This is a genomic window from Mycobacterium arosiense ATCC BAA-1401 = DSM 45069 (genome assembly GCF_002086125.1).
In the GTDB taxonomy this organism is placed as follows: domain Bacteria; phylum Actinomycetota; class Actinomycetes; order Mycobacteriales; family Mycobacteriaceae; genus Mycobacterium; species Mycobacterium arosiense.
This window is the reverse complement of sequence record NZ_MVHG01000001.1, coordinates 106,255-128,513: the sequence shown is the minus strand read 5'-3', so window position 1 is coordinate 128,513 and position 22,259 is coordinate 106,255. Positions and strand designations below refer to the sequence as shown.

General features: G+C 66.2%; 21 protein-coding genes and 1 pseudogene. 10 read left to right on the top strand and 12 right to left on the bottom strand.

Features of this window, described 5'->3' with window-relative positions; translation table 11 throughout:
• The first annotated feature begins 144 nt into the window (after positions 1-144).
• Positions 145-1,641 carry an acyl-CoA carboxylase subunit beta gene (locus BST14_RS00610; RefSeq protein WP_083062663.1) on the top strand — a complete coding sequence of 499 codons (1,497 nt, stop codon included), beginning with the start codon at positions 145-147 and terminating at the stop codon, positions 1,639-1,641.
• A 19-nt stretch (positions 1,642-1,660) separates the two neighbouring features.
• Here the strand turns inward: BST14_RS00610 and BST14_RS00605 are convergent, their stop codons facing one another.
• The 4 genes and pseudogenes from BST14_RS00605 to BST14_RS00590 form a co-directional block, all read right to left on the bottom strand.
• Positions 1,661-2,770: a TIGR03857 family LLM class F420-dependent oxidoreductase gene (locus tag BST14_RS00605; protein ID WP_083062662.1), complete on the bottom strand. Its 1,110-nt coding sequence runs from the start codon at positions 2,768-2,770 to the stop codon at positions 1,661-1,663.
• Entirely contained in the window at positions 2,734-3,114 is a 381-nt protein-coding gene (locus BST14_RS00600) for a nuclear transport factor 2 family protein (protein ID WP_083062661.1), read from the bottom strand. The genes BST14_RS00605 and BST14_RS00600 overlap by 37 nt, the downstream gene beginning before the upstream one ends.
• Positions 3,114-3,707, bottom strand: a complete 594-nt coding sequence (locus tag BST14_RS00595) for an alpha/beta fold hydrolase (RefSeq protein WP_438502115.1) — start codon at positions 3,705-3,707, stop codon at positions 3,114-3,116. Before BST14_RS00595 ends, BST14_RS00600 begins: the two co-directional genes overlap by 1 nt.
• Before the next feature lie 32 nt (positions 3,708-3,739).
• Positions 3,740-3,997, bottom strand: a pseudogene (locus BST14_RS00590) (cyclohexanone monooxygenase); the annotation flags it as partial.
• Between the two features lie 166 nt (positions 3,998-4,163).
• On the opposite strand from BST14_RS00590, the gene BST14_RS00585 reads away from it, so the two are divergent.
• The 7 genes from BST14_RS00585 to BST14_RS00555 all read left to right on the top strand — a co-directional run bounded on the left by BST14_RS00585 (position 4,164) and on the right by BST14_RS00555 (position 11,915).
• On the top strand, positions 4,164-5,171 hold the full coding sequence (locus BST14_RS00585) for a Rieske 2Fe-2S domain-containing protein (RefSeq protein ID WP_083062660.1): 1,008 nt from the start codon (positions 4,164-4,166) through the stop codon (positions 5,169-5,171).
• Positions 5,168-5,797, top strand: a complete 630-nt coding sequence (locus tag BST14_RS00580; protein ID WP_083062659.1) for a cysteine hydrolase family protein — start codon at positions 5,168-5,170, stop codon at positions 5,795-5,797. The genes BST14_RS00585 and BST14_RS00580 overlap by 4 nt, the downstream gene beginning before the upstream one ends.
• A complete protein-coding gene (locus tag BST14_RS00575) occupies positions 5,794-6,414 on the top strand; it encodes a PaaI family thioesterase (protein ID WP_083062658.1) in 621 nt (206 codons plus the stop codon). Before BST14_RS00580 ends, BST14_RS00575 begins: the two co-directional genes overlap by 4 nt.
• An 8-nt stretch (positions 6,415-6,422) precedes the next feature.
• Positions 6,423-8,075 (top strand): acyl-CoA synthetase, encoded by a 1,653-nt coding sequence (locus tag BST14_RS00570; RefSeq protein ID WP_083062657.1) that lies wholly within the window; start codon positions 6,423-6,425, stop codon positions 8,073-8,075.
• A 232-nt stretch (positions 8,076-8,307) separates the two neighbouring features.
• Positions 8,308-9,516, top strand: a complete 1,209-nt coding sequence (locus BST14_RS00565; RefSeq protein ID WP_083062656.1) for a cytochrome P450 — start codon at positions 8,308-8,310, stop codon at positions 9,514-9,516.
• 22 nt (positions 9,517-9,538) lie between these two features.
• Positions 9,539-10,756 carry a CaiB/BaiF CoA transferase family protein gene (locus tag BST14_RS00560; RefSeq protein ID WP_083062737.1) on the top strand — a complete coding sequence of 406 codons (1,218 nt, stop codon included), beginning with the start codon at positions 9,539-9,541 and terminating at the stop codon, positions 10,754-10,756.
• Between the two features lie 13 nt (positions 10,757-10,769).
• A complete protein-coding gene (locus BST14_RS00555; protein WP_083062655.1) occupies positions 10,770-11,915 on the top strand; it encodes a thiolase family protein in 1,146 nt (381 codons plus the stop codon).
• Positions 11,916-11,997: 82 nt separating this feature from the next.
• Here BST14_RS00555 and BST14_RS00550 read toward each other — a convergent pair whose 3' ends face one another.
• Genes BST14_RS00550 through BST14_RS00525 form a run of 6 tightly spaced genes read right to left on the bottom strand, consistent with a single transcriptional unit; the run spans position 11,998 to position 18,812 of the window.
• Positions 11,998-13,191: an acyl-CoA dehydrogenase family protein gene (locus BST14_RS00550; protein ID WP_083062654.1), complete on the bottom strand. Its 1,194-nt coding sequence runs from the start codon at positions 13,189-13,191 to the stop codon at positions 11,998-12,000.
• Positions 13,192-14,238, bottom strand: a complete 1,047-nt coding sequence (locus tag BST14_RS00545) for an acyl-CoA dehydrogenase family protein (RefSeq protein WP_083062653.1) — start codon at positions 14,236-14,238, stop codon at positions 13,192-13,194.
• 1 nt (position 14,239) lies between these two features.
• Positions 14,240-15,070: an amidohydrolase family protein gene (locus tag BST14_RS00540; protein ID WP_083062652.1), complete on the bottom strand. Its 831-nt coding sequence runs from the start codon at positions 15,068-15,070 to the stop codon at positions 14,240-14,242.
• A 38-nt stretch (positions 15,071-15,108) separates the two neighbouring features.
• Positions 15,109-16,701 carry an acyl-CoA synthetase gene (locus BST14_RS00535; RefSeq protein ID WP_083062651.1) on the bottom strand — a complete coding sequence of 531 codons (1,593 nt, stop codon included), beginning with the start codon at positions 16,699-16,701 and terminating at the stop codon, positions 15,109-15,111.
• A gap of 32 nt (positions 16,702-16,733) precedes the next feature.
• Positions 16,734-17,936 carry an amidohydrolase family protein gene (locus BST14_RS00530; RefSeq protein WP_083062736.1) on the bottom strand — a complete coding sequence of 401 codons (1,203 nt, stop codon included), beginning with the start codon at positions 17,934-17,936 and terminating at the stop codon, positions 16,734-16,736.
• A gap of 30 nt (positions 17,937-17,966) precedes the next feature.
• Positions 17,967-18,812 carry an enoyl-CoA hydratase gene (locus BST14_RS00525; RefSeq protein WP_083062650.1) on the bottom strand — a complete coding sequence of 282 codons (846 nt, stop codon included), beginning with the start codon at positions 18,810-18,812 and terminating at the stop codon, positions 17,967-17,969.
• A 278-nt stretch (positions 18,813-19,090) separates the two neighbouring features.
• Between BST14_RS00525 and mbp1 the strand changes: the two genes are divergently transcribed.
• A complete protein-coding gene (mbp1, locus tag BST14_RS00520) occupies positions 19,091-19,330 on the top strand; it encodes a microaggregate-binding protein 1 (protein WP_083062649.1) in 240 nt (79 codons plus the stop codon).
• 61 nt (positions 19,331-19,391) lie between these two features.
• Here the strand turns inward: mbp1 and BST14_RS00515 are convergent, their stop codons facing one another.
• Positions 19,392-20,408 carry a dihydrodipicolinate synthase family protein gene (locus BST14_RS00515; RefSeq protein WP_083062648.1) on the bottom strand — a complete coding sequence of 339 codons (1,017 nt, stop codon included), beginning with the start codon at positions 20,406-20,408 and terminating at the stop codon, positions 19,392-19,394.
• A 43-nt stretch (positions 20,409-20,451) separates the two neighbouring features.
• Positions 20,452-21,249 carry an SDR family NAD(P)-dependent oxidoreductase gene (locus tag BST14_RS00510; protein WP_083062647.1) on the bottom strand — a complete coding sequence of 266 codons (798 nt, stop codon included), beginning with the start codon at positions 21,247-21,249 and terminating at the stop codon, positions 20,452-20,454.
• Positions 21,250-21,430: 181 nt separating this feature from the next.
• Here BST14_RS00510 and BST14_RS00505 point away from each other — a divergent pair, with 181 nt between their 5' ends.
• Positions 21,431-22,243 carry a TetR/AcrR family transcriptional regulator gene (locus BST14_RS00505; RefSeq protein ID WP_083062646.1) on the top strand — a complete coding sequence of 271 codons (813 nt, stop codon included), beginning with the start codon at positions 21,431-21,433 and terminating at the stop codon, positions 22,241-22,243.
• The last annotated feature ends 16 nt before the right edge of the window (positions 22,244-22,259 follow it).

Below are 22,259 nucleotides of genomic sequence, written 5' to 3'. Positions count from 1 at the left end.
TGCTGAGACTCCTCGATTAGTGACGCCTCGTCGGCCTCCCTGCCAGCGGCGTCAGGCATGCGGGTAACTTTACCGTAAGCAATCCAGTATGTGACCCTACAAACCTGGTCGCGCGACGAATCTTCTATGAGGTAGGACATAGGCATGGCCAAAGCCCAGGATTGGGGAGAAACGCTCGAGGATCTCGAGCGGCGCCGTCGGCAGGCGTGGGGCATGGGCGGGCCGGAGCGGCTCGACAAGCATCGCGGCAAGGGCAAGCTCGACGCCCGCGCGCGCATCGACTACCTACTCGACCCGGGGACATTCCACGAGCTCGGCACCCTGGTCGGCGGCGAGATCGCGGCCGACGGCCTGGTCGTCGGCTCCGGTGAGATCAACGGCTCGCCGGTGATGCTGGGCGCCGAGGACTTCACCACCATGGCGGGCAGCATCGGCCCCGGTGGTAATTCGAAGCGGTACCGGATCGCCGAACTGGCGGTGCGGGACAAAATTCCGCTGGTGATGCTGCTCGAAGGGGCCGGCTTTCGCCCCACCGGTGGCCATTACGGACGGACCCCCACCGACTTGCTGGCCCAGGCGCAGTGCTCGGGCCGCGTGCCGACCGTCGCGGCCGTGCTCGGCCCCTCGGCCGGACACGGCGCACTGGTGGCGCCGGTCTGCGACTTCCGGATCATGAGCCGGCAGGGGGCGATCTTCACCGCGGGACCGCCTGTCGTCAAAGAATCCACCGGAGAAGAGGTTTCGAAGGAGGACCTCGGCGGACCCACCGTCGCCCTGCCGAGCGGCGTGATCCACAATGTCTCCGAGGACGACGAGGCCGTCCTTGACGACGTCCGGCGTTACCTGTCCTACTTCCCGCCCAGCGCATGGTCCTACCCGCCGCCGCTTCCCGCGGACGAGGCCGCCCAGCCGCGGCAGACGCCGGAGCTGCTCGACATCGTGTCCCGGGACAACCGCCGCGTCTACGACATGCGCGCGGTGCTCGAAGTCGTCTTCGACAGCCCCGACTGGTTCGAGGTACAGCCGCAGTTCGGCAAGGCGATCATCTGCGGGCTGGCCCACCTCGGCGGTCACCCGGTTGCGGTGGTGGCCAACCAACCTCAGGTGCTGGCCGGCTCCATCGACGCCGACGCCGCCGACAAGGCCGCGCACTTCATCATGGTGGCCGACTCGTTCCACCTGCCCATCGTCTTCCTCGCCGACAACCCCGGGATGCTGCCCGGCAGCCGTTCCGAGCGCAGCGGCGTGCTGCGTGCCGGCGCGCGGATGTTCGCCGCGCAGACCGCCGCCACCACGTTGAAGCTGCATCTCACGCTGCGCAAGGCGTATGGGTTCGGGTCCATGGTCATGTCGCTGTTGGGCTTCGACCATCAGGTCGCGACGTTCGCCTATCCCGGTGCGACGATGGGCGCCATGAGCGCCGCGGCCCTCAGCCGCGCGTCACACGCCGGCGAAGACCTCTCGGCCAAGCTGCGCAACGCCGAGCTGCAGGCGTCCTTCGGCTCGGCCGAACACATGGGCTTCGACGAACTCATCGACCCCCGTGAGACGCGCGACGCGCTGCTGGCGTCCTTGAAGCGCGGCCTGTCCAGCCGGCAGGCCGCCGCCGAACCGGTCACCCGGACCGTCATCATGCCTTAGCACTGGCCCGAAACTGTAACTAGCGACGCGTTTCCCGAGTGCGGGTGTCGGTGGTTACAGTCTCGCGGTATTCGGCGACGATCGGCTCCAGCTCGTCGGGGGTGGCGCCGTGCAGGATGACCGCGTCGGCCCCGTAGTCGAATTCCGTACGGATGCGATCCACACACCGCTGCGGCGACCCGGTGGCCGAGGGCTTCAGCCATTCGTCGGGAATCAGCGTCGCGATGTGCTCGATCTGCTCGGCGGTGGCTTTGTGATCGATCCCGCCCGCGATCGAGGTGACCACCGAGTCTTCGCGAAAGCGTTGCAGCACAGTGGGATCCCAGTTGTTGGTCCGCACCAGCAGATCGCCGTAGCCCTGCAGGTAGGTGGCCAGCCGCGCCACGGTCTTCTTCAGCCGCAGTTCTTCGGGCAGATGGTCACCGACGGTGGCCAAGCACGACCACACCCGCACGCCGTCCGGGTCGCGGCCGGCCTTTTCCGCGGCCGACTTCACGGTTTGGACGCTGCGCTGCAAGGTCTCCGGGGTGAAATAGGTGTGCAATATGACGTCGTCGAACACGCGCCCGCCCAGGGCGAGGGTGTTGGGGCCGAAGGCCACCAGCGCCAGCCGAATGTCCTCGTTGAAGTCGGGATCGAGAAACAGGATGGGATACTTGCCCATCGGGCCGTCGTGATTGAAGATCACCTCGCCGTGCCACAGCCGCCGCATGACCTGGGCCCAGTCCTCCATCTGCGCCGTCGTCACCGCCGGGATGCCGAATGCCCCGTAGATCGCGGCGATGCCGCGGCCGACGCCCAGGGTGAACCGGCCGCCCGACAGGCGATGCATGGTGGTGGCCCACGACCCGGTGATCAGCGGATGGCGGGTGTTGTGATTGGTTGCGGCGGTGGCGATCTGCATCCGGTTGGTCACCGCGCAGGCCGCCCCGACCAGAGACGACGCCTCCTTGACGTTCCACCGCTCGGAGATGAAGGCGGTGCCGAAGCCGAGTTCCTCGCCGCGGCGGGCCTCGTCGGTCAACGTCGCCGGGCCCTCGCCGCCCGCCCCGGCCAGCAGGTAGAAGCCCAATTCATCAAGCGCTGCCCGTATCAATTCCAAACCCCTTGCTGGTAGCCGCCGTTCCACACTTCGGTTATCTTGCCGTCGACGACGCGGAATACCTCGATGCCGGCGATGTTGGTCTCGGTGCCGTCCTTGGTGATGATCGTCGAGTCGTAGACGATCGCCACGTGCTCGCCGTCGTCGCCCTCGATGACGATGTTGAGGTCGAAGTGCAACGACTCGGCCAGCTTCCACATGTCCACCACCCGCTGCACCGCTTCGCCGTGCGACAATGTGCGAGCGCCACCGACCTCATGACGAATCACCGTGTCGCCCAACAAGTCCTCAGCCAGTTCGATGTTGCGTTCATTCCACACGACGAGGTTGTAGAGCTCGACCACGGTTCGCGCGGTCCACGTTGGTGCCATCAGTCGGGCACCGCGCCGTCCGCTTTCGGCGCGGCCACCTCGCCCAGGAATCGGTCGGTGATGCGCTGTGCCCGTCGCGAGAAGATGTGCCCGACGTGGCTGCCGTCGTACCAGTACAGTTGGCCTCCCCAGCGTTCCTGCAACGCGTCCGCGGGCTCGCGCATCGCCATCCCGTCATGCCACGCCCCAACGATAAGCCGGCGCTGCGGCGGCGGGGACGGAATCACCGCCAAGGGATCGATCACCGACGTCAGCTCGGTGACCACCGGCGATTCCAGCAGTTCGCGGAATCCGTCGCGCGATGAGCCCCACCGTTGCAGGTGCCGCGCGATCATGGCGTTGAGCCCCAGGATGGGCGCGTAGAGGGCGACGGCGTCGGTCTGCGTTTCCAGGTGGGAGACCAGCGCGGCCACCGGGGTTCCCATCGAAATCCCGGCCACCACAACCGAAGTGGCCTGGGGCCGCACCCAGCGCACCACGGCGCGCACCTCGGAAACCGCGCGCATCATGCCCGCCACGTTGCCCAGCGGATCCATGTCGGGATAGACCGGCCATTGGCGTCGCCGGCAGCCGTGGCCGGGCTGCACCGGCATCGCGACGTTGTACCCAGCTTGTGATGGATGCGTCCGATCCACTCCACGTGCTGTTCGAGGGCAGCGACAAAGTTCGTGGCGGCGCTCGGGCTGCCGGGCCCCTGAACCATGAACAGGTTCGGGAAGCCGGCGACCGCGAGGCCCAGATACGACAGCGGCCCCTCGGCGGCCCAGAACTCGCCCATCGACATTCCACCGCGACCGCGCACATCGATGCGGCAACGAGCACCGGTCATGGCGTCAAAACCGGTGACGTAGACGATGACGTCGAGTTCGTGCAGCAGGTCCTCCGGTTCGCTTCGAAAACGAGGGGTCAGCTTTTGCCATCGTCACCGCCGGTGATCTTCAGGTTGTCGTCAGCCGCTGTAGTCATTTCACTCCTTGCCGCGCGCCGACCGGACTGCTGAAATCTATACTGTAATGAATTTAGTATCAACGATCGCGAGAGGCGCGGGTGTGAAAGTCCCATTCACCTGGAAGGTCACCGGCTGGTTCATGGTCGGCTGGTCCCCAGAGTTTCCCGTCGGCGAGGCGCGGCCGCTGCGCTATTTCGGCGAAGACCTGGTGGCTTACCGGGATGAGCAGGGCGAGCTGCACGTCCTGGAAGCGCACTGCAAGCACCTCGGCGCCCACCTCGGCCACGGCGGCAAGGTCGTCGCCGACTGCGTCGAGTGCCCCTTCCACGGCTGGCGTTGGGGCCCGGACGGCCGCAACAAATACATCCCCTACCAACCCGAGCGGCCCAACCGCGGCCTACGCCTGCGGGTCTATCCCGTTCGGGAGCAGTACGACTGCGCCTTCGTCTGGCACCAGCCGGACGGGAAGGAGCCGCAGTGGGAAATGCCCGACATCTTTGGCAAGTTCCCTCAATTCGAGACCGATCCGGCGCGGTACTACCGGGCGTACCCGGAGTTTTCCCGGCGCGCGGAGCGCGAACCCGTGCACCCGCAGATCGTGGCCGAGAATGCCCCCGACAGTGCGCATTTCGAGTACGTTCATCACGCCACCGTGACGCCCAGGGTGCTGGACTGGAAGATCGTCGACCAGGAATGGCAATTCATCGCCGGCTGGCCCGACGCGCGCAGCGACAACCCGGACGACCTCGCGCTGAGGTTCCACAGCCACCTGTTCGGCCTCGGCGGCGCGATCAGCGTCTTCGAGGGTGCGCAGAACCACCGGCTGATCTTCACCTGCACGCCGGTCGACGACGAATGCTCAGACCTGTTCTACTCGATCTGGTGGCCGAGACTGCCCGGCGACACCGCGGACGTGCCCGAGGGCAAACTGCGGGAGGTAATCGAGAAGCAGTTCCTGTCCACCGTGTTCGACGATTTGCAGATCTGGCGCTACCAGAAGTACGTAAAACAACCCCCGCTGTCCCAGGCGGACGCGAAAGGTTATATGGCCCTGCGCAAGTGGGCGACGCAGTTCTATGACGTCGCGCCGGTGAGCGCCAACGCATGACGGATCGACTGGCCGAACTGACCGCGCCCGCGCACACCGCGATCGTCACCCAGGAGTGCCAGGGCGCGGTGATGGGTCCCGACGCCGGACTGGCGATGCTCGCCTCCGAAGCCCGACGCGAGGCGCTGCCCAACATCGCACGCCTGCTGCCCGCGGCGCGGGCGGCGGGGGTGCGCGTCGTGCACTGCCTCGTTCAGCGCCGGTCCGACGGGCTCGGCTCCAACCGCAACGCCAAGATCTTCGCGCTGGGCGGGGTCAGCCGGGTGGACATCACGCCCGGCACGCCGGGCGCGGAACTGCTGCCCGAATTGGGGCCGGAGCCTTCGGATTTAATGTTGCGCCGCTGGCACGGTGTGGGCCCGATGGGCGGCACGGACCTGGACGCGGTGCTGCGCAATCTCGGCGTGTCGACCATTGTCGTGGTGGGTGTTTCGCTGAACATCGCCATCCCCAACCTGGTCATGGACGCCGTCAACGCCGCCTACCGGGTGGTCGTCCCCCGCGACGCGGTCGCCGGCATCCCCGCCGACTATGGTGCAGCGATGATCGCCAACACGCTGTCGCTGCTGGCCACCATCACCAGCACCGACGAGCTGCTGCGGACTTGGGACGAAGGAACGCGATGACCGATACCGCACCGGAGGTTCGCGGCGGGTTCCCCGACGTCAGACCCGCCGAGGACGCCCCAGCGGAACTGGGCCCGTTCGTCGCCGCGCTGCGCCGCCTGCAGGACCTGACCGTGTCCACCAGGCCGGAGCCCGCGGTGTGGGCCGCCGCGGCCGCGCACCTGGAGAATGCCTGCGCGCTGCTGGACGGCCACCAGGTCCCGGAGACCGAGGCGGTCGCAGGCCGGGTGCTGAGCCTGCCCGGGCTGGCCCATCCCCTGATGCCGCCCTGGCTGGTCACGGAGTCCGGTCTTGGGGGCGTGACGATGGCCGGTCACTTCACCACCTCGCACATCGGCGGGAACCGGGCCGTACACGGCGGCATGATCCCGCTGTTCTATGACTGGCTGTTCGGCATGGTGGTGACCACCGCGGACATCCGCCCCACGCGCACCGCCTATTTGCACGTCGACTACCGCAACATCACCCCGATCGACCAGCCGCTGACGGCCCAGGGCCGCATCGCCGACATCGAAGGCAGGAAGGTTTTCATTGACGCTACTATGATAGCCGCCGATGGAACCTTGCTCAGCGAAGCCAATGGCCTGATGGTCCGACTGCTCCCCCACCAGCCGTGAGAGGCACGATGTTCGACACCACAACAACCTTCACGGTTCCGGCCGTTGCGAAGGCCGTCGCCGCCGCGATCCCCGACCGGGAGCTGATCATCCAGGGCGATCGGCGCTACACCTATGCGCAGGTGATCGATCGTTCCACCCGGCTGGCCGCATACCTGCATTCGCAGGGGTTGGGCTGCCACACCGAGCGCTCCGCGCTCGGCGGCCACGAAGTGGGCCAAGATCTGCTGGGCCTCTACGCCTACAACGGGAACGAATTCGTCGAGGCGTTGCTGGGCAGCTTCGAGGCGCGCGTCGCCCCGTTCAACGTCAACTTCCGCTACGTGAAGAGCGAGTTGCACTACCTGCTGGCGGATGCCGGGGCCACCGCGCTGCTTTACCACGCCGCGTTCGCACCGCGGGTGGCGGAGATCTTGCCGGATCTGCCACAGCTGCGCGTGCTGATTCAGATCGCCGACGACTCGGGTAACGACTTGCTCGAGGGCGCAGTCGATTACGAGACCGCGCTGGCGTCGGTGTCCCCGGAGCCGCCGCCCGTGCAGCACTCCGGCGACGACCTGTACGTCCTGTACACCGGTGGCACGACGGGAATGCCGAAGGGCGTGTTGTGGCGCCAGCACGACATTTTCATGACGTCCTTCGGCGGACGGAACCTGATGACCGGCGAGCCGTCGAGCTCCATCGAGGAGATCGTCGAACGCGCCGCCTCGGGGCCGGGCACCAAGCTGATGATCCTGCCCCCGCTGATCCACGGTGCGGCCCAGTGGAGCGTGATGACCGCGATCACCACGGGGCAGTCCGTCGTCTTTCCCACGGTCGTCGACCACTTGGACGCCGAGGACGTGGTGCGCACCATCGAGCGGGAAAAGGTCATGGTGGTCACCGTGGTCGGTGACGCGATGGCGCGTCCCCTGGTCGCCGCCATCGAGAAGGGGATGGCCGATGTGTCGTCGCTGGCGATCGTCGCCAACGGCGGCGCCCTGCTGACCCCGTACGTCAAGCAACGCTTGATCGAGGCGCTGCCGAACGCCGTCGTGGTCGACGGTGTCGGATCGTCGGAGACCGGGGCGCAGATGCACCACCTGTCGACGTCGGGGGCGGTGGCGACGGGGACGTTCAAGGCCGGGCCGGACACTTTCGTGGCCGCCGAGGATCTTTCGGCAATCCTGGCACCCGGGCACGACGGGATGGGCTGGCTGGCGCAGCGGGGATACGTTCCGCTCGGCTACAAGGGCGATGCGGCCAAGACGGCCAAGACCTTTCCGGTGATCGACGGCGTTCGCTACGCCGTCCCCGGTGATCGCGCGCGCCACGGCACCGACGGCTCCATCGAATTGCTGGGCCGCGACTCGGTGACCATCAACTCCGGCGGCGAGAAGATCTTCGTCGAGGAGGTCGAAACCGCCATCGCATCACATCCCGCCGTGGCCGACGTGGTGGTCGCCGGCCGCCCCAGCGAGCGGTGGGGCCAGGAGGTCGTCGCCGTGGTGGCGCTCGCTCCGGGCGCCAGCGCGCAACCCGCAGAACTGGTCGCCCACGCCGCGCAGACGCTGGCGCGCTACAAACTCCCCAAGGCGATCGTCTTTCGCGCGGCCATCGAGCGCAGCCCGTCCGGCAAGGCCGACTACCGATGGGCGCGCGAGCAGGCGGTCAATGGCTGACCGGTACGCCGGTAACCGCCGAAGAGGCAGGACGAGACGAGACGAAGCGGGCAAAGCGGCTGACGCTCAATCGTTTCCAAGTGTGGGACCGTCTCCGGCTGGGCCGCTGGCGCACAGTTTCCGACGTCGCCGAGGCCCAAGAGCGGTGCCCATATTGCCTACTGTAATTATTACAGTAGGATCTCTATGAAGAAGTGTTCGATCGTGCTGAGATCAAGACGCTGGAGATCAGGTGACGACCAACGTTCACACCGCCGCCGGGGCCGGCGACGAAACCGTCAGCCTGCGCGACCCCTACCCGTTCTTTGCCCGTAAGCGGCGGGAGGCCGGTGTGTTCGCCGGCACGGTGATGGACTACTCCAAGACCCCGGAATCGCTGCTGCCCAAGCAGGAGTACTCCGTGATGTCGTTCGACGCGGTCAACACGGTGTTCCGAGATGGGCGGGCGTTCAGCTCCAAGCCGTACGACAAGACCATCGGCCTGTTCATGGGGCCGACGATCCTGGCGATGGAGGGCAAAAAGCACCGTGAACACCGCAACCTGGTGTCCGCGGCGTTCAAGTCCAAGGCGCTGGCCCGCTGGGAGCCGACCGTCGTGCGGCCGATCTGCAATGCCCTGATCGACGAGTTCATCGCGACCGGCACGGCTGACCTGGTCCGGCAGTTCACGTTCGAATTCCCCACCCGGGTCATCGCCCGCCTACTCGGGTTGCCCGACGAAGACCTGCCGATGTTTCATACCCGTGCCGTGCAGCTGATCAGCTATCACGTCAACTACGAACGTGCCTTCGAGGCCTCGACGGCGCTCAAGGACTATTTCGTCGAGCAGATCGAACAGCGCAAGTCCAAGCCCACCGAGGACATCATCGGCGACCTGGTCACCGCGGAGATCAACAACGAAAAGCTCACCGACGAAGCGATTTACTCGTTTCTGCGTCTACTGCTACCCGCCGGCCTGGAGACCACCTATCGCTCGTCGGGGAACCTGCTGTATCTGCTGCTCACCCATCCGGAGCAGTTCGCCGCGGTGCAAGCCGACCGCGAGCTGCTGGCACCGGCCATCGAGGAAGGGCTGCGCTACGAGACACCGCTGACCACCGTGCAGCGCTTCACGACCGAAGACACCGTGTTGGAAGGCGTGAAGATCCCGGCCCGGTCGGTGATCGGGGTGTGCATCGGTTCGGCCAACCGCGACGAGCGCCGCTGGGACCGCGCCGAAGAGTTCGACATCTTCCGCAGGCACACGCCACACATCTCGTTCGCCGCCGGAGAGCACACCTGCCTGGGTTTGCATCTGGCACGGCTGGAAACACGCGTCGCGATGGAATGCCTGCTGAACCGGCTGACCAACGTCACGTTGTTGACCGACGATGGCCCGCACATCCACGGTCATCCGTTCCGCTCGCCGACGGCACTTCCGGTTACCTTCGACGCCAAGTAGGGTCCCGGGAATGGTCAAGGTAATGCAGGGCTTTCGCGTCCTCGAGCTCGCCCAGTTCACCTTCGTTCCGGCGGCGGGAGCCATCCTGGCCGACTGGGGCGCCGACGTCATCAAAGTCGAGCACCCGGTACGCGGCGACACCCAGCGCGGCTTCGTCAACATGGGTGGCATTCAGGTCGATCCGGACCGGCACCCGCTGATGGAACATCCCAACCGGGGCAAACGCAGCGTCGGCATCGACGTCTCCACCCCCGGCGGTCAGGAGGTCATCTACGAGCTGGCCAAGACCGCGGACGTGTTCCTCACCAACTACATGCCCGCGCAGCGACAGAAGCACAAGTTCGACGTGGAGCACATTCGCGCGGTGAATCCGAACATCGTGTACGCCCGCGGCTCGGCCTATGGCGACAAGGGGGCCGAACGTGACACCGGCGGCTACGACGGCACGGCGTTCTGGACGCGCAGCGGCATCGGTTACGCCCTGACGCCCGAGGAGCTGGGCGGCGCACTAGGACAAGGCATTCCCGCGTTCGGTGATTCGATCGGCGGCATGTTCATCGCCGGCGGCATCTCGGCCGCGCTGCTGCACCGCGAACGCACCGGCGAGGCCGTCGAGCTCGACGTGTCCCTGTTGAGCACGGCCTGGTGGGCGGCGGGCGCCAGCGTGACGCAGGGCATGGAGACCGGCGAGGTCATGCGCACCCCCATGCCGGGTTCGGCCGGCGCCATGTCGGTGAATCCGTTCATGGGCAACTACGAGACGTCCGACGGCGGCACCATCAACCTGTGCATCATCAGCCCGACCGGGCTGATCCGCGACACGTTCGAACACCTCGGCATCCCCGAGGCGGCCGACGATCCCCGCTTTTCCGACGTGCTCCCGCTGATCGAGAACGCCGGCGCCGCCTCCGAATTGATCGCAAAGGCCTTCGCCGCCAAGCCCTTTGCCTATTGGCGCCAACACCTCAAGACCATGAAGGGCCAATGGGCGCCGTTCCAGAGCCTCGTCGACCTGATCGACGACGAGCAGGCGATCGCCAACGACATGATCGCCGAAGTCGAGCTCGCCGGCGGCGGCAAGCCCTTCCGCGTGGTGCGCGGCCCCGTCCAGTTCAACCACGAGCCGCTGACGACGACGCGCGCGCCGCAGGCCAGCGAGCACACCGAGCTGGTCCTGATGGAGCTCGGCATGGACTGGGACCGGATCAAGGAACTCAAGAATGCAGGGGCTATCGCGTGAGGAGTGGCGCGCAGTGAATGATGTCGCCATCATCGGCGTGGGCTTACACCCGTTCGGGCGCTTCGAGGGCAAGCCGGCGATGCAGATGGGCGTCGACGCCATCCACGCCGCTGTCGCCGACGCCGGTATCGCCTGGCGGGACGTCCAGTTCGCCACCGGCGGCAGCTGGACGGTGGCCAACCCGGACGCGATCGTCGGCATGGTCGGACTGACCGGCATCCCGTTCACCAACGTGTTCAACGCGTGCGCGACCGCGGCCAGTGCCGTCAAGGCGTGCGCCGACGGTATCCGACTGGGCGATTACGACATCGGCATCGCCATCGGCCTGGACAAGCATCCACGCGGCGCGTTCACCGAGGACCCAGCCCTGGTCGGAATGCCGCGCTGGTATGCCGAGAACGGCCAATACCTGACCACCCAGTTCTTCGGCATGAAAGCCAACCGGTACCTGCACGACCACGGCATCTCCCAGCACACCCTGGCCAAGGTCGCCGCCAAGAACTTCCGCAACGGGGCCATGAACCCCAACGCCTTTCGCCGCAAGCCCATCACCGAGGAAGACATCCTCAGCTCGCCGATGCTCAACTATCCGCTGACCCAGTACATGTTCTGCGCGCCCGACGAGGGCGCCGCCGCCGTGGTCATGTGCCGGGCGGACGTCGCGCACCGCTATACCTCCAAGCCCGTCTATCTGCGGGCGGTGGAGGTCCGCACCCGCCGCTATGGCGCGTACGAGGTGAACACCACGTGCGCGCCCGTCGAAGAGGGCGTGGCCCCAACCGTTTACGCCGCCCGCACCGCGTTCGAGAAGGCGGGCATCGGCCCCGACGATGTCGACGTGATCCAGTTGCAGGACACCGACGCCGGCGCCGAGATCATTCACATGGCCGAGTGCGGGTTCTGCGAGCACGGCGATCAGGAGAAGCTGTTGGCCGACGGCGCCACCGAGATCCACGGGGCGATGCCGGTCAACACCGACGGCGGGCTGATCGCCAACGGCGAACCCATCGGCGCGTCCGGGTTGCGGCAGATCCACGAGATCGTGCGCCAACTGCGCGGCGAGGCGGGCGATCGTCAGGTGCCCGGCAACCCCAAGGTGGGATTCTCCCAGTTGTACGGCGCGCCGGGCACCGCCGCGGCGACCATCCTCACGACCTGAGCTGTGTCGAGTGTGAATCGTTGGCTTTCAGGGTGATTCCTGGGCGACGACACGCCGACGAAAGCCGCCGGCAGTTCACACGCTACGAGGCTTTGTGCGCGATCGGCGCGTACGCCGGCTTGCCCAGACCCAGCACGTACTGGGCGATCATGTTGCGGAACACCTCGAGGGTGCCGCCATAGATCCCGACCAGCGGCGCGAACCGGTACACGTACTCGGCGGCGCCGTCGTCGGCCGCGCCGTCGGTGCCGGCGGGCAGCGTCGACGCCGTGCCCAGGATGTCCATCAGATCCGGGGCGATGTCACGCATCGTCTGGGCCAGCGCGACGCGCCCGAAGATGCTGGGGGCGCTCAGGGAGGCTTCCATCCGCGCGGCACTGCGTCCCAGGCGATAGGCCACCGCGGCGTCGTCAATGAGCCTGCGCCCGTTCGGGTCCGGCCGCGTAACGGTTGCCGCGGCCCTGTCCAGGGCGTCGGCCATGAAACCGGCCTGGTGCATCATGATCGACACGTCCTGCAGCCCGTCCGGCGCGGCCGCTACCGCCCCGTGCTCGGTGTTGAGGGGCTCGCGCAGCACCGTCCAGCCCGCGTTCACGTCGCCCAGGCGATACTTGTCGTCGACGCGCACGTCGCTGTAGTAGACGATGTTGGTGCGGTCGCCGTCGACGGTGCGGATGCCCTGAATCTCGATGCCCGGGGAGTCCAGCGGAACCAGGAACATCGTGAGGCTTTTGTGCTTCTGCGCGCCCGGATCGGTGTTGGTGATGAGGAAAACGAACTGGCAGTTGTGCGCGCCGGTGGTGAACATCTTGGAGCCGTTGATAATCCAGCCGTCGCCGTCGCGCACCGCGCGGGTCTTGCAGGTGGCGATGTCGCTCCCGCCCTCGGGTTCGGTGTAACCGAGGCACAGCCGGACATGGCCGCTGAACACGCCCGGTAGCACCTCGTCCCGCAGCTGCGGCGAGCCGAACTTCGCGACCGAGCGGGCCACCATGGCGGTGGTGCCCCAGGTCACCCAGGGCACGTGGGCGCGCCGCTTCTCCAGCTCCCAGATGCGGCGACGCAGCCGGCTGAATCCGCCGTCGGCCTGCGACTTCCATTCGCGTTCCAGGTAGCCGGCGGCGCCCAAGGCCAGGTGCACTCCTTCGTCGAAGTTGTCACCCGTTTCGCGGTCCCGGCGTTTGACGTCTTCCGTCACATGCCTGCGCAGGAAGTCGCGCGCTTCTTCGAGGAACCGCTGATCGTCGTCGGACAGCGTGACCCGTGAGAAATCCACTTAGGCGCCCTTTCCACTTTCACGCGCGGCGACCAGCTCGGCGACATACTTGGCGCTGGCGCCGGGATCCCCGCCGGCCAATGCCCAGCCACGGGCTCGCACCAGATAAGCCGTCGCGGCGGCCTCCGCCGAAACACCCAGTCCCCCTTGGATATGGACCGCCATGGTGGCGGCCTTCGCCGCCTCCTCCGCCATGAACACGAACGCCGAGGGCGCCAACTCCGGACGCTCGTGCGGCTCGTTGTCCAGAAACCAGGCCGCGCGCCGCGCCAGATTGCGGCCGCCCTGCACGGTGATCGCGATGTTGGCCAACGGATGCGAGATGGCCTGCAGCGTCGAGATCGGCACACCCAGCGTGTAGCGGGTTTTGGCGAATTCGGCCGCGATGGTCATGGTCTCCTCCACCAGGCCCACCAACGCCGCCGCACTCAGCACCCGCCATTCATCCAGCGCCCGTCGATATTCCGCTAGCGCCTCGGACCCGCCGGCCAGCACGGTGCGGGTATCCGCGGACGCGGGATCCACCCAGGCCATCGGCAGGCGGCCGATGTTGTCCACCTTGGTCGGGCGCGTGCCGAACGTCAACGCGACGACGTCGTCGCCGTCGCGCACGATGATCTCATCGGCGATCGACCCGGTGGGCAAAAGCCGCGCCCCGCGGCCACTCTCGTGCTGCGGGTCGAAGGCGACGAGGCGCTTGCCGTGGACGACATCGGGTTCGACCGCGCCGAGGTGCGCGAGCAGCCGTGCGGTGCAGACCTGGTCGATCCACGGTACCGGCGCCAGCGACCGGCCGATCTCCTCGGCCACCAGGGTCAGGTCGACGAGGGTGGCACCGTCTCCGCCCGCGGATTCCGGCACCGCCATGGTCGTTGCTCCCATGGCGCACAACCGCTCCCACAGGTTCTTGTCGAACCCGGTTTCCTCTGCGGCGCGCACCGTTTCGATCGAACAATGCGTCTTGAAGAAGTCGCGGTAGGCGGCCTGCAACGCCTTGTGATCCGACGTCAGGCTGTAGTCGAGCCTACGTAGCTCATAGCGGTCCATTTCAGCCTTCCTCCTGGCCACCGAAGAAGAATTCGTGGGCATTGTTGTAGAGATAGTTGTCGAGCACATCGGCGGGCAGGTCCAGCCCCGCCGCTTCGGGAACCACGCGGTGCATTTTCAGCACCGGCCAGTCGGAAGCGAAGATCACCTTGTTCGGCCCGCGGGTCCGCATGTAGTGCAACAGGCTCTCCGGCAGCCGCTTCGGCGACCACGCCGACGTCATCAACCGCAGGTTGGCGTACTTGATCAACAGCCTGATCGCGACGTCCCACCACGGGTCCGCGCCGTGGATCATGCACAGCTTCATTTCCGGGAATCGCACACAGACCCGGTCGAGGTGGATCGGATTCTGCGCCTCCCCGGGGATCGGGGGTCCGGGAATGCCGGTGTTGATACACAGTGGCAGCCCGAGCTCGGCGCACTTGGTGTACAGCGGGTAATAGACCGCGTCACTGGGCGGGTACTGACCGTCGCCCCAAAAGCTCGGTCCCACAGCGGCATAGGCGACGGGCAGGTCGTTGACGACTGCCGACAGTTCGCGCAGGGACGGCATCGGGCGCAGCAGATTGACCCCGCCCATCGCCAGGGCGAAACGGTCGGGCTTCTCCTCGACGAATTTGCGCGCGGTCACCGACGGCTTGACCAGGCTGTCCATCAAGATCGCCTTGCGCACACCCTGGGCGTCCATCTCGTCGAGCAGCTTCGACAGCTCGACCGGTGCGAACATGGACTCCGGACCCTTGAAGTATTCGTCACGCACTTTGAGCATCCAGGTCGGCTGCTGTTCGGTCTCGCCGAAATGCACATTGACCAGGCAATCAATAGCTTTCATGTCGACATCGGCGCCTTTGCTGTTGCGTAACGTTTCGCTCAACGGTAATCCGCCTTACCGTTGCCCAAGCGCTGAACCCGCTCAACGACGAGGAACTCCTTGGGCGCCTTGAACCGCGCCAGGCGCGACGTGCAGATCGTGTCGAGCTCCTCGGCGGCCTTCTCATTCCCGGTGGCCCCGTCCCGCAGTTCGATGAGCGCGACCACCTCTTCGCCCCAGCGCTCGCTGGGTCGGCCGACCACCAGCGCGTCGGCGACCGCCGGGTGGGCCCGCAGCACCTCTTCGACTTCCTCGACGAAGACCTTCTCGCCGCCGGTGTTGACCACCAACGAGCCACGGCCGTACAACCGCAACGTGCCGTCGGCTTCCAGCGCGGCACGGTCACCCGAGATCACCACTCGTTTGCCGTCGATCTCGGGGAAGGTCTTGCGGGTGGCCTCGGGATCGTCGAGATATCCCAACGGTATTCGCCCTTCCCGGGCGACCCAGCCCACCTCCGGCTCGCCGGGGGAAAGGAAGCGGCTGTAGTCCTCGGACAGAACCAAACCGCCTTCGCGCAGCGTGAAGGTGTTGGCCTGGGAGCCGCGCCGGCTGTGGCCGAAGCCCATGTTCCCGGTCTCCGATGAGCCGTAGCCGTTGATGACGGTGAGCTGGGGTATGAGCTCCACCAGGGCTTGTTGATACAACGGATTCGTTGCGGCGCCGCCGGTGCCGATCGCGTACAGCGAGGACAAGTCGTAGGAGCCGCTCCGCAGTGCGGCCACCAGTGGCGCTGCGTAGGCGTCCCCGACCATGGTCATCATGCCGACCCGTTCGCGCTCGGCCGTCGCCCACACCAGACGCGGATCAAGCTTTTTGGCGGTGTCGTAGAGCACCACCGGCGTTCCGGCCATGATTGCCGCGAACGCCGTCCACATGCCGGCCGCGTGCATCAGCGGGGACACCGCGAACCACGGCGCCCCGGCCGGCCCGCCGACCTTGTCGTGAATCTCCTGTGCGCAGGCGTGATCGGCGCCCACCATCGAGGACACGTAGATGTCGGACTGTCGCCACAGCACACCCTTGGGCCGACCGGTGGTGCCGCCGGTGCAGATCATCAGCAGATCGTCCGGGGACGCCGTCGCACCGCGGTCGGTATCCCCTTGTGCCAGCGCGTCATCCAACGATATCGCGCCCGACAGTTCCGGAGCCCCGCTGCCGTCATCGACCGACACCAGCACTTCTACGCCGTCACGAGACAGCACCTCGGCGAACTTCGCGCCCAGCGCGCGGTGGTAGATGACCGCTCGTGGCTTGACATAGTCGAGCAGTTCGCCGACCTCGTGCGGAGTGTAGTAGTAGTTGATGTTCACCGGCACGGTGCGGGCCTTGAGGCAGCCGATGACCGCGTCCGGGTACAGGTCGTTGTGCATGACCAGCGCCACCCGGTCCTGCCCGCATTCCCAATTCTGCAGGGTTGCGCGTTCCCGGTGTGCCCCTAACCCGTTGCCCGCCAAGAAGTTTGCCAGCCTGCGGGTGCGCTCGGCCGACTCGCGAAAGGTGCTGCGGCGACTGCCGCAAATCGTCATCGTCCGGTCCCCGACGACGTGGGCGATCTCGTCGAGAACCGCCCCTATGGTCCATTCGCTCACTGACGTAGCCGGCCTTGGGTGATCAAGGGGGATCAAGCGGCCGAACCGACTTGGACGCCGAGCAGGTCTAGCGCGTTGTCGCGCATGATCTTTCGAACATCGGACTCGCTGAAGCCCGTCAGCTCCTCGGCGAACGACACCGGCGACTCGAGGCCTTCCCCGTGCGGCCAGTCGGAACCGAACAGGATCTTGTCGACGCCGATGGCGCCGGCGAGATCCGCCAGATCGTCCTCGTAGTAGGGCGCGATCCAAACGTTGTTGCGCAACTGTTCCACCGGATCTTCGGGGAAGTACCGGGGTTGGGTGTTCGCCGCCTTCTTCAATCGCTTGATCAGCCGGTGCACGAAGTACGAGCCGTTCTCGATGCTGACCGCCTTGAGTTTCGGGTGACGGGTGAACACCCCGTGCACGATCATCGAGGCCATCGTGTCGTGAATGGCACGGTCGTCGAGCAGCACCTGATCCAGCGGATCCTTGGCGCCGAAGCCCTCGAACGTCGCTTTGCCGCCCCAGGCCGCCGCGATGTGTAGATAACCGCTGTCGGACAGGTGGAATCCGACCGGCACCCCGGCCTCGGCCAGCCGCGCCCAGACCGGGTCGTGGCTGCGATCACCCAGCGACCTCGGCTTGACCAAGCCGGGCACCGGCGCCGGGCGCACCAGCACCAGCTTGGCGCCGCGGGCCAGCACGAACTCCACCTCTTCGACGGCCTTGGCCGGATCGGCCAGGGAGATGATCGGTGCGGCAATGATTCGGTGATCGGACCGGTCGAAACCCCAGTCCTCGTCGAGCCACAGATTGAACGCATGCACCGACGCCATCGTCGCCTCGATGTCGGCCTTGAGCGCCTCCTCGACTCCGCATCCGAATGTCGGCAGCATGAATACCGTTTCGATGTCCTGGGTGTCCATCACCGCGATCCGGGCATCGCGGTTCTGATACTCGGGGTGCTCCGCCAGCCGTTCGACCTTCATCAGCGAGGCCGGATCGACGCCTTCGGGAATCTCGCCGCGGAAGAGCAGGTCAAGGCAACCCGGCACGATGATCGGGTCGAAGGTGGGGTTGGGGATGAAGTGGTTGATGCGGCCGCCGATCACGGCCCACGTCCGATTGCCCTCGTTGACCATCTGGACGCCCCGCCCCTTGAACTTCTTGTCCAGGTGGCGGGTGAACGAGTCCAGCGGCTCGTAGTAGTGATTGTCGACGTCGATCGCCTGGTAACCCAACTCAGCCATGTTCATCCTTTCCGCCGTTACCGGCGAACATTAAGCGTCGGTCGAATCGAGCGACGGGAATCGCGGCGGCCGCTTCTCGAGAAAGCTCGTGATGCCCTCGACGACGTCGGGGCGCGGCATCGCCTCGTGCAACAAAACCTCGGCGAGCGAATTGGCCTGCTCGACGTCGCGGGTCGCGTCGCCGTACACCTGCCTCTTGATCACCGCCATCGACGCCGGAGAGCATTTCGCGGCGATGTCCTCGGCGTACTCGAGGGCACGCTTCATCAAATCGTCCGGCGCGACAACCTCTTTGACGAGACCCAGCTCGGCCGCCTCCTCGGCGAGGAACGTCCGCCCGCTGAGCAACAGATCGAGGGCGACGCCCCAGCTGGTCAACCGCGGCAGTATCCAGGAGATGCCGAACTCCGCGATTAGACCGCGACGCGCGAACACCGCGCCGAACTTCGCGCCAGCGGCCGCGAACCGGACATCACACATCAGCGCCTGGGTCAGCCCGATGCCCACACAAGCCCCGTTGATGGCCGCGATGACGGGCTTGCGCAACGTCGTCAGGAAATGGGGTGGGCGCTCCCCGACCAAATCGGCCAGCTTCGTCTTGCCGGCCTTCTCGATGGTCTCGCCGTAGTCGGGTGCCGAACCCGGCGCGCCCAGATATGCGCCCGCGCAAAACCCCCGGCCCCGGCCGGTCAACACGATGGCCCGGACGGCAGGGTCCTGTTCGGCGCGGTCGATCGCCGCGTAGAACCCGGCGGCGATGTCGGGGCCCCACGCATTGAGCCGATCCGGGCGATTGAACGTCAGAATCGCAACACCGGTTTCAGTGGTCTCATACAACACCGCCTCGTCAGTGACCACACGGTTGGCGGCGCTCATCAGACCGTCCCCTCATAGCTGATCGACTGGCGAGTTTGTACCCATACTGTATACCTATCGGTACCGCATTCCACAACCGCCGCGACCCGGCGGCGAAACCCGACCAAACTGCGGTTTCACGCATCGCAACGCCAAGCTCGGGCGCCCGCGGAGCGACCGCCCGGCGGGCAGCGTCGCCCGCCGTAACGCATGTGGTGCGCGACACGTTGATGTCATGTTTGCGCGGGGCGCGCGATCGGGAAACCCGGGACAAGCAGTCGACAAGGGAGGTAGCCGTAATGGTTGACGTCAAGAGTGGTCCGGTCGAGCTCGTCCGCGGCCTCGTCGAGGATGTCCTCGGCAAGACCAAGCAGGTCATCGGGATCATCATCGGCAACGACGGCCTGACCGAAGAGGGCAAGGCTCAGCAGGACAAGGCGGAAGCGCAGCGCAACGCCGGCAAGAAGGAAGCCGCCGCCGAGAAAGCCCGCGGTAAGGCCAAGGCCTACGAGGAGCGCGAGCGGGCCGAGCAGCAGTAACCGGTCAGCCAGTCGAGCGGGCCCGGTCACTGACCGGGCCCGCTTCGGGCGGGTAAACCTGTTACCCCAGTGCGGTTTCCAGCAGGCCCAGCCGCTGGTAGGCGTTCTCTATCTGGGCCTTCGCCTCGGCGGGCAGCTCGGCCTGCGGGGGGCGGGAGTGCGGATATGCGCCGACCGGCAGACCCAGGAGCGACGCGGCATACTTGAACGCGCCGCCCCAGTGGGTGAAGTAATCCGCGCGGCCCGGGTAGCACGTCCACCAGGATCCGATGTCGAGGTCGAATTGGTCCAGGCCCGACTCCCGGCCGTAGTCCATGGCCTCCACGAGTTTGTCGCTGTGAATCAAATCCCAGTATTCGGAGAACAGTCGCCGGGCGGGCGTCTCGAAAAGGTAGCCGGCGGTGCCTAATTGCGCCGGACAGACGATCCCGTCGCGCAGCCAGCCGGCCCGGTAGACGGTCTTGTCGCACTCCCACACCGAGAGACCGGGCGCCAGCTGATGCAGCATCCGGCTGCTCGCCGGCCGGAAGGCCCCTTCCTTGGTCGCGCACACCGCGGGAACCTCGTCGTAGATACGGGCGCTCTCGACGGGCGTCAAGACGTAACCCGAGGACGGCGAGTTGAACATGCCCAGAGCGATGTCCGTCCGCGCCGCCACGTATTTGAAGAAGCGCAGCACGCCGTCGCCGCCGTGCGCCTCCATCATCGGCGTTTGGATGTAGGCGATGTCGGCCCCCGCCTCCTGAGCGTGCAGCGTCAGGTCCAGGCAGTCCTTCGCCGACATGGCCGCCGTGCACGCCTGCACCACCACGCCGGGATTGATGCCGCGCGCTTCCTCGACGGCCACCTCCAGCAGGCGTTTGCGTTCATCGAGCGTCAACGACCAGAACTCCGCGATTCCACTGGTACACCACAACATCGGATGCCCGAGATCACCGACGCAATAGCGCACCAGCGTTCGATAGGCGTCCCAGTCGATGTCATCGCCGTCGTCGCCGCAGAATGGGGTGTAGAGGGAGTCACCGATCCCCCGCAATGCGCCGGGCGCCCACGCACGCGCCTCCGCTGCCGTCGCCACAATCGACTCCTTTTGTCTGCCAATCGATTTCCTCGATCCACCGTCAGGTGAAGTCCGAACCGCCGTCGACGTTGATGTTGGCGCCGGTCATGTAGGAGTTGCGCCGCGAGGCGAGGAACGCGGCGACCGGCCCGATTTCCTCCGGCAAGCCGGCACGCGGCATGTGCGCGGGATGACCGAAATGCTTGCCGATCGCTTCCATCAGGGCGTAGGGGTCGTTGCCGTCCACCCCCACCGAATTCGCCCAGCCGATCAGCGATTCCGATGCGATGCTGCCCGGCGAGACCACGTTGACCAAGATCTCGTCCTTGGCCAGCAGCAGGGACAGGTTCTTCGAGACGCTGGTCAGCATCGACTTCGCCGCCGTATACGCGGGCAGCATGACGCTTTGCCGCTGCGTCGAGTGTGCGGAGAAGTTCACGATCCGGGCCCAGTGCGCCTTGCGCAACAACGGAAGCGCCGCGCGGACGCAGCGCACCATTCCCAGCACGCCGTCTTCGACGGCCAGGCGCCACTGCTCGTCGGTCAGCTGCTCGAACGTGCCGGCCGCGCCCGGTCCCACCGTGACGACCAGCGCGTTGAGTTCACCGTCCCATCGCTGGGCGAGCTCGCCAAACACCTTGCCCACCGCACCGTCGTCCCCGATGTCGGCCGTCAGCCCGATCGCATCCGGGCTACCGCGCTGCGTGAGATCGGCCACCGCGGCGTCCAGGGCGTCGCGCCTGCGGCCGACCACCGCGACCCGGGCGCCCTCGTCGGCGAAGCAGCGTGCCGTCGCCAATCCCATCCCGCGGCTACCGCCGACAACCACCGCAGTGGCATTCGCCAGCCCTAGATCCATTGCGCAATCCGTAGCCCTAGTCTGGTCATTTTCGCCTGTCCAGCCGGTTTACCAAAAAGCCTACGATAGGTATTACAGTAGCAGAGGGATAAAGTGACACGAAGGCATAGACGCAGGTCAAAACAGAAGTGCCGGTAAATTCAATGGTACCGGCCAGACCGCATGCACAAAACGGATTTTGATGGAGGTGCCCGTAGTGGCAAAACAGGCAACCGCCGATAAGCGTCAACGACGCGAGCGGGGGTCCATCAATCCCGACGACATCATCAGCGGCGCATTCGAACTCGCGGAGCAGGTGTCGATCGACAACCTGAGCATGCCGCTACTCGGCAAACACCTCGGCGTCGGTGTGACGAGCATCTACTGGTACTTCCGCAAGAAGGACGACCTGCTCAACGCGATGACCGACCGCGCGCTGAGCAAGTACGTGTTCGCCACGCCCTATGTCGAAGCCAGCGACTGGCGTGAGACGCTGGCCAACCACGCGCGCTTGATGCGTAAGACGTTCATGGGCAACCCAATTCTGTGCGACCTGATTCTGATTCGGGCCGCTCTTTCTCCGAAGGCGGCGCGGATGGGCGCTCAGGAGATGGAGAAGGCGGTCGCCAACCTGGTGCAGGCCGGGCTGTCACCGGAGGATGCGTTCGACACCTATTCTGCGATCTCGGTGCACGTGCGCGGTTCGGTCGTATTGCAGCGGCTCTATGAAAAGAACCAGTCATCGGACATCGGACCGCGGGCCATCGAAGATGCCGTTGCCATCGACCCCGAAAAGACCCCGCTGCTCGCTCAGGTGACCCGGATCGGCCACCGCATCGGCGCGCCCGATGAAACGAATTTCGAGTACGGGCTCACGTGCATCCTCGATCACGCCAGCCGGTTGATCGACGAAGGGAAAGCGTCGAAGGGCGCCAAGCCTTCGCCATCGCGGCAGCGCAAGCCGGCCAAGTCGACGGCCGCTCGGGGCCGCACCAAGGCGGCGGCGGCTCGCTAGCCGCGCCGAAAGAATT

Coding starts and splice junctions, on each gene's coding strand:
- BST14_RS00570 (WP_083062657.1), top strand. CDS start 6,423: ATGTTCGACACCACAACAACCTTCACGGTTCCGGCCGTTGCGAAGGCC.
- BST14_RS00505 (WP_083062646.1), top strand. CDS start 21,431: ATGGAGGTGCCCGTAGTGGCAAAACAGGCAACCGCCGATAAGCGTCAA.
- BST14_RS00595 (WP_438502115.1), bottom strand. CDS start 3,707: ATGCCGGTGCAGCCCGGCCACGGCTGCCGGCGACGCCAATGGCCGGTC.
- BST14_RS00545 (WP_083062653.1), bottom strand. CDS start 14,238: ATGGACCGCTATGAGCTACGTAGGCTCGACTACAGCCTGACGTCGGAT.
- BST14_RS00610 (WP_083062663.1), top strand. CDS start 145: ATGGCCAAAGCCCAGGATTGGGGAGAAACGCTCGAGGATCTCGAGCGG.
- BST14_RS00600 (WP_083062661.1), bottom strand. CDS start 3,114: ATGGCACCAACGTGGACCGCGCGAACCGTGGTCGAGCTCTACAACCTC.
- BST14_RS00540 (WP_083062652.1), bottom strand. CDS start 15,070: ATGAAAGCTATTGATTGCCTGGTCAATGTGCATTTCGGCGAGACCGAA.
- BST14_RS00510 (WP_083062647.1), bottom strand. CDS start 21,249: ATGGATCTAGGGCTGGCGAATGCCACTGCGGTGGTTGTCGGCGGTAGC.
- BST14_RS00525 (WP_083062650.1), bottom strand. CDS start 18,812: ATGAGCGCCGCCAACCGTGTGGTCACTGACGAGGCGGTGTTGTATGAG.
- BST14_RS00575 (WP_083062658.1), top strand. CDS start 5,794: ATGACCGATACCGCACCGGAGGTTCGCGGCGGGTTCCCCGACGTCAGA.
- mbp1 (WP_083062649.1), top strand. CDS start 19,091: ATGGTTGACGTCAAGAGTGGTCCGGTCGAGCTCGTCCGCGGCCTCGTC.
- BST14_RS00580 (WP_083062659.1), top strand. CDS start 5,168: ATGACGGATCGACTGGCCGAACTGACCGCGCCCGCGCACACCGCGATC.
- BST14_RS00560 (WP_083062737.1), top strand. CDS start 9,539: ATGCAGGGCTTTCGCGTCCTCGAGCTCGCCCAGTTCACCTTCGTTCCG.
- BST14_RS00530 (WP_083062736.1), bottom strand. CDS start 17,936: ATGGCTGAGTTGGGTTACCAGGCGATCGACGTCGACAATCACTACTAC.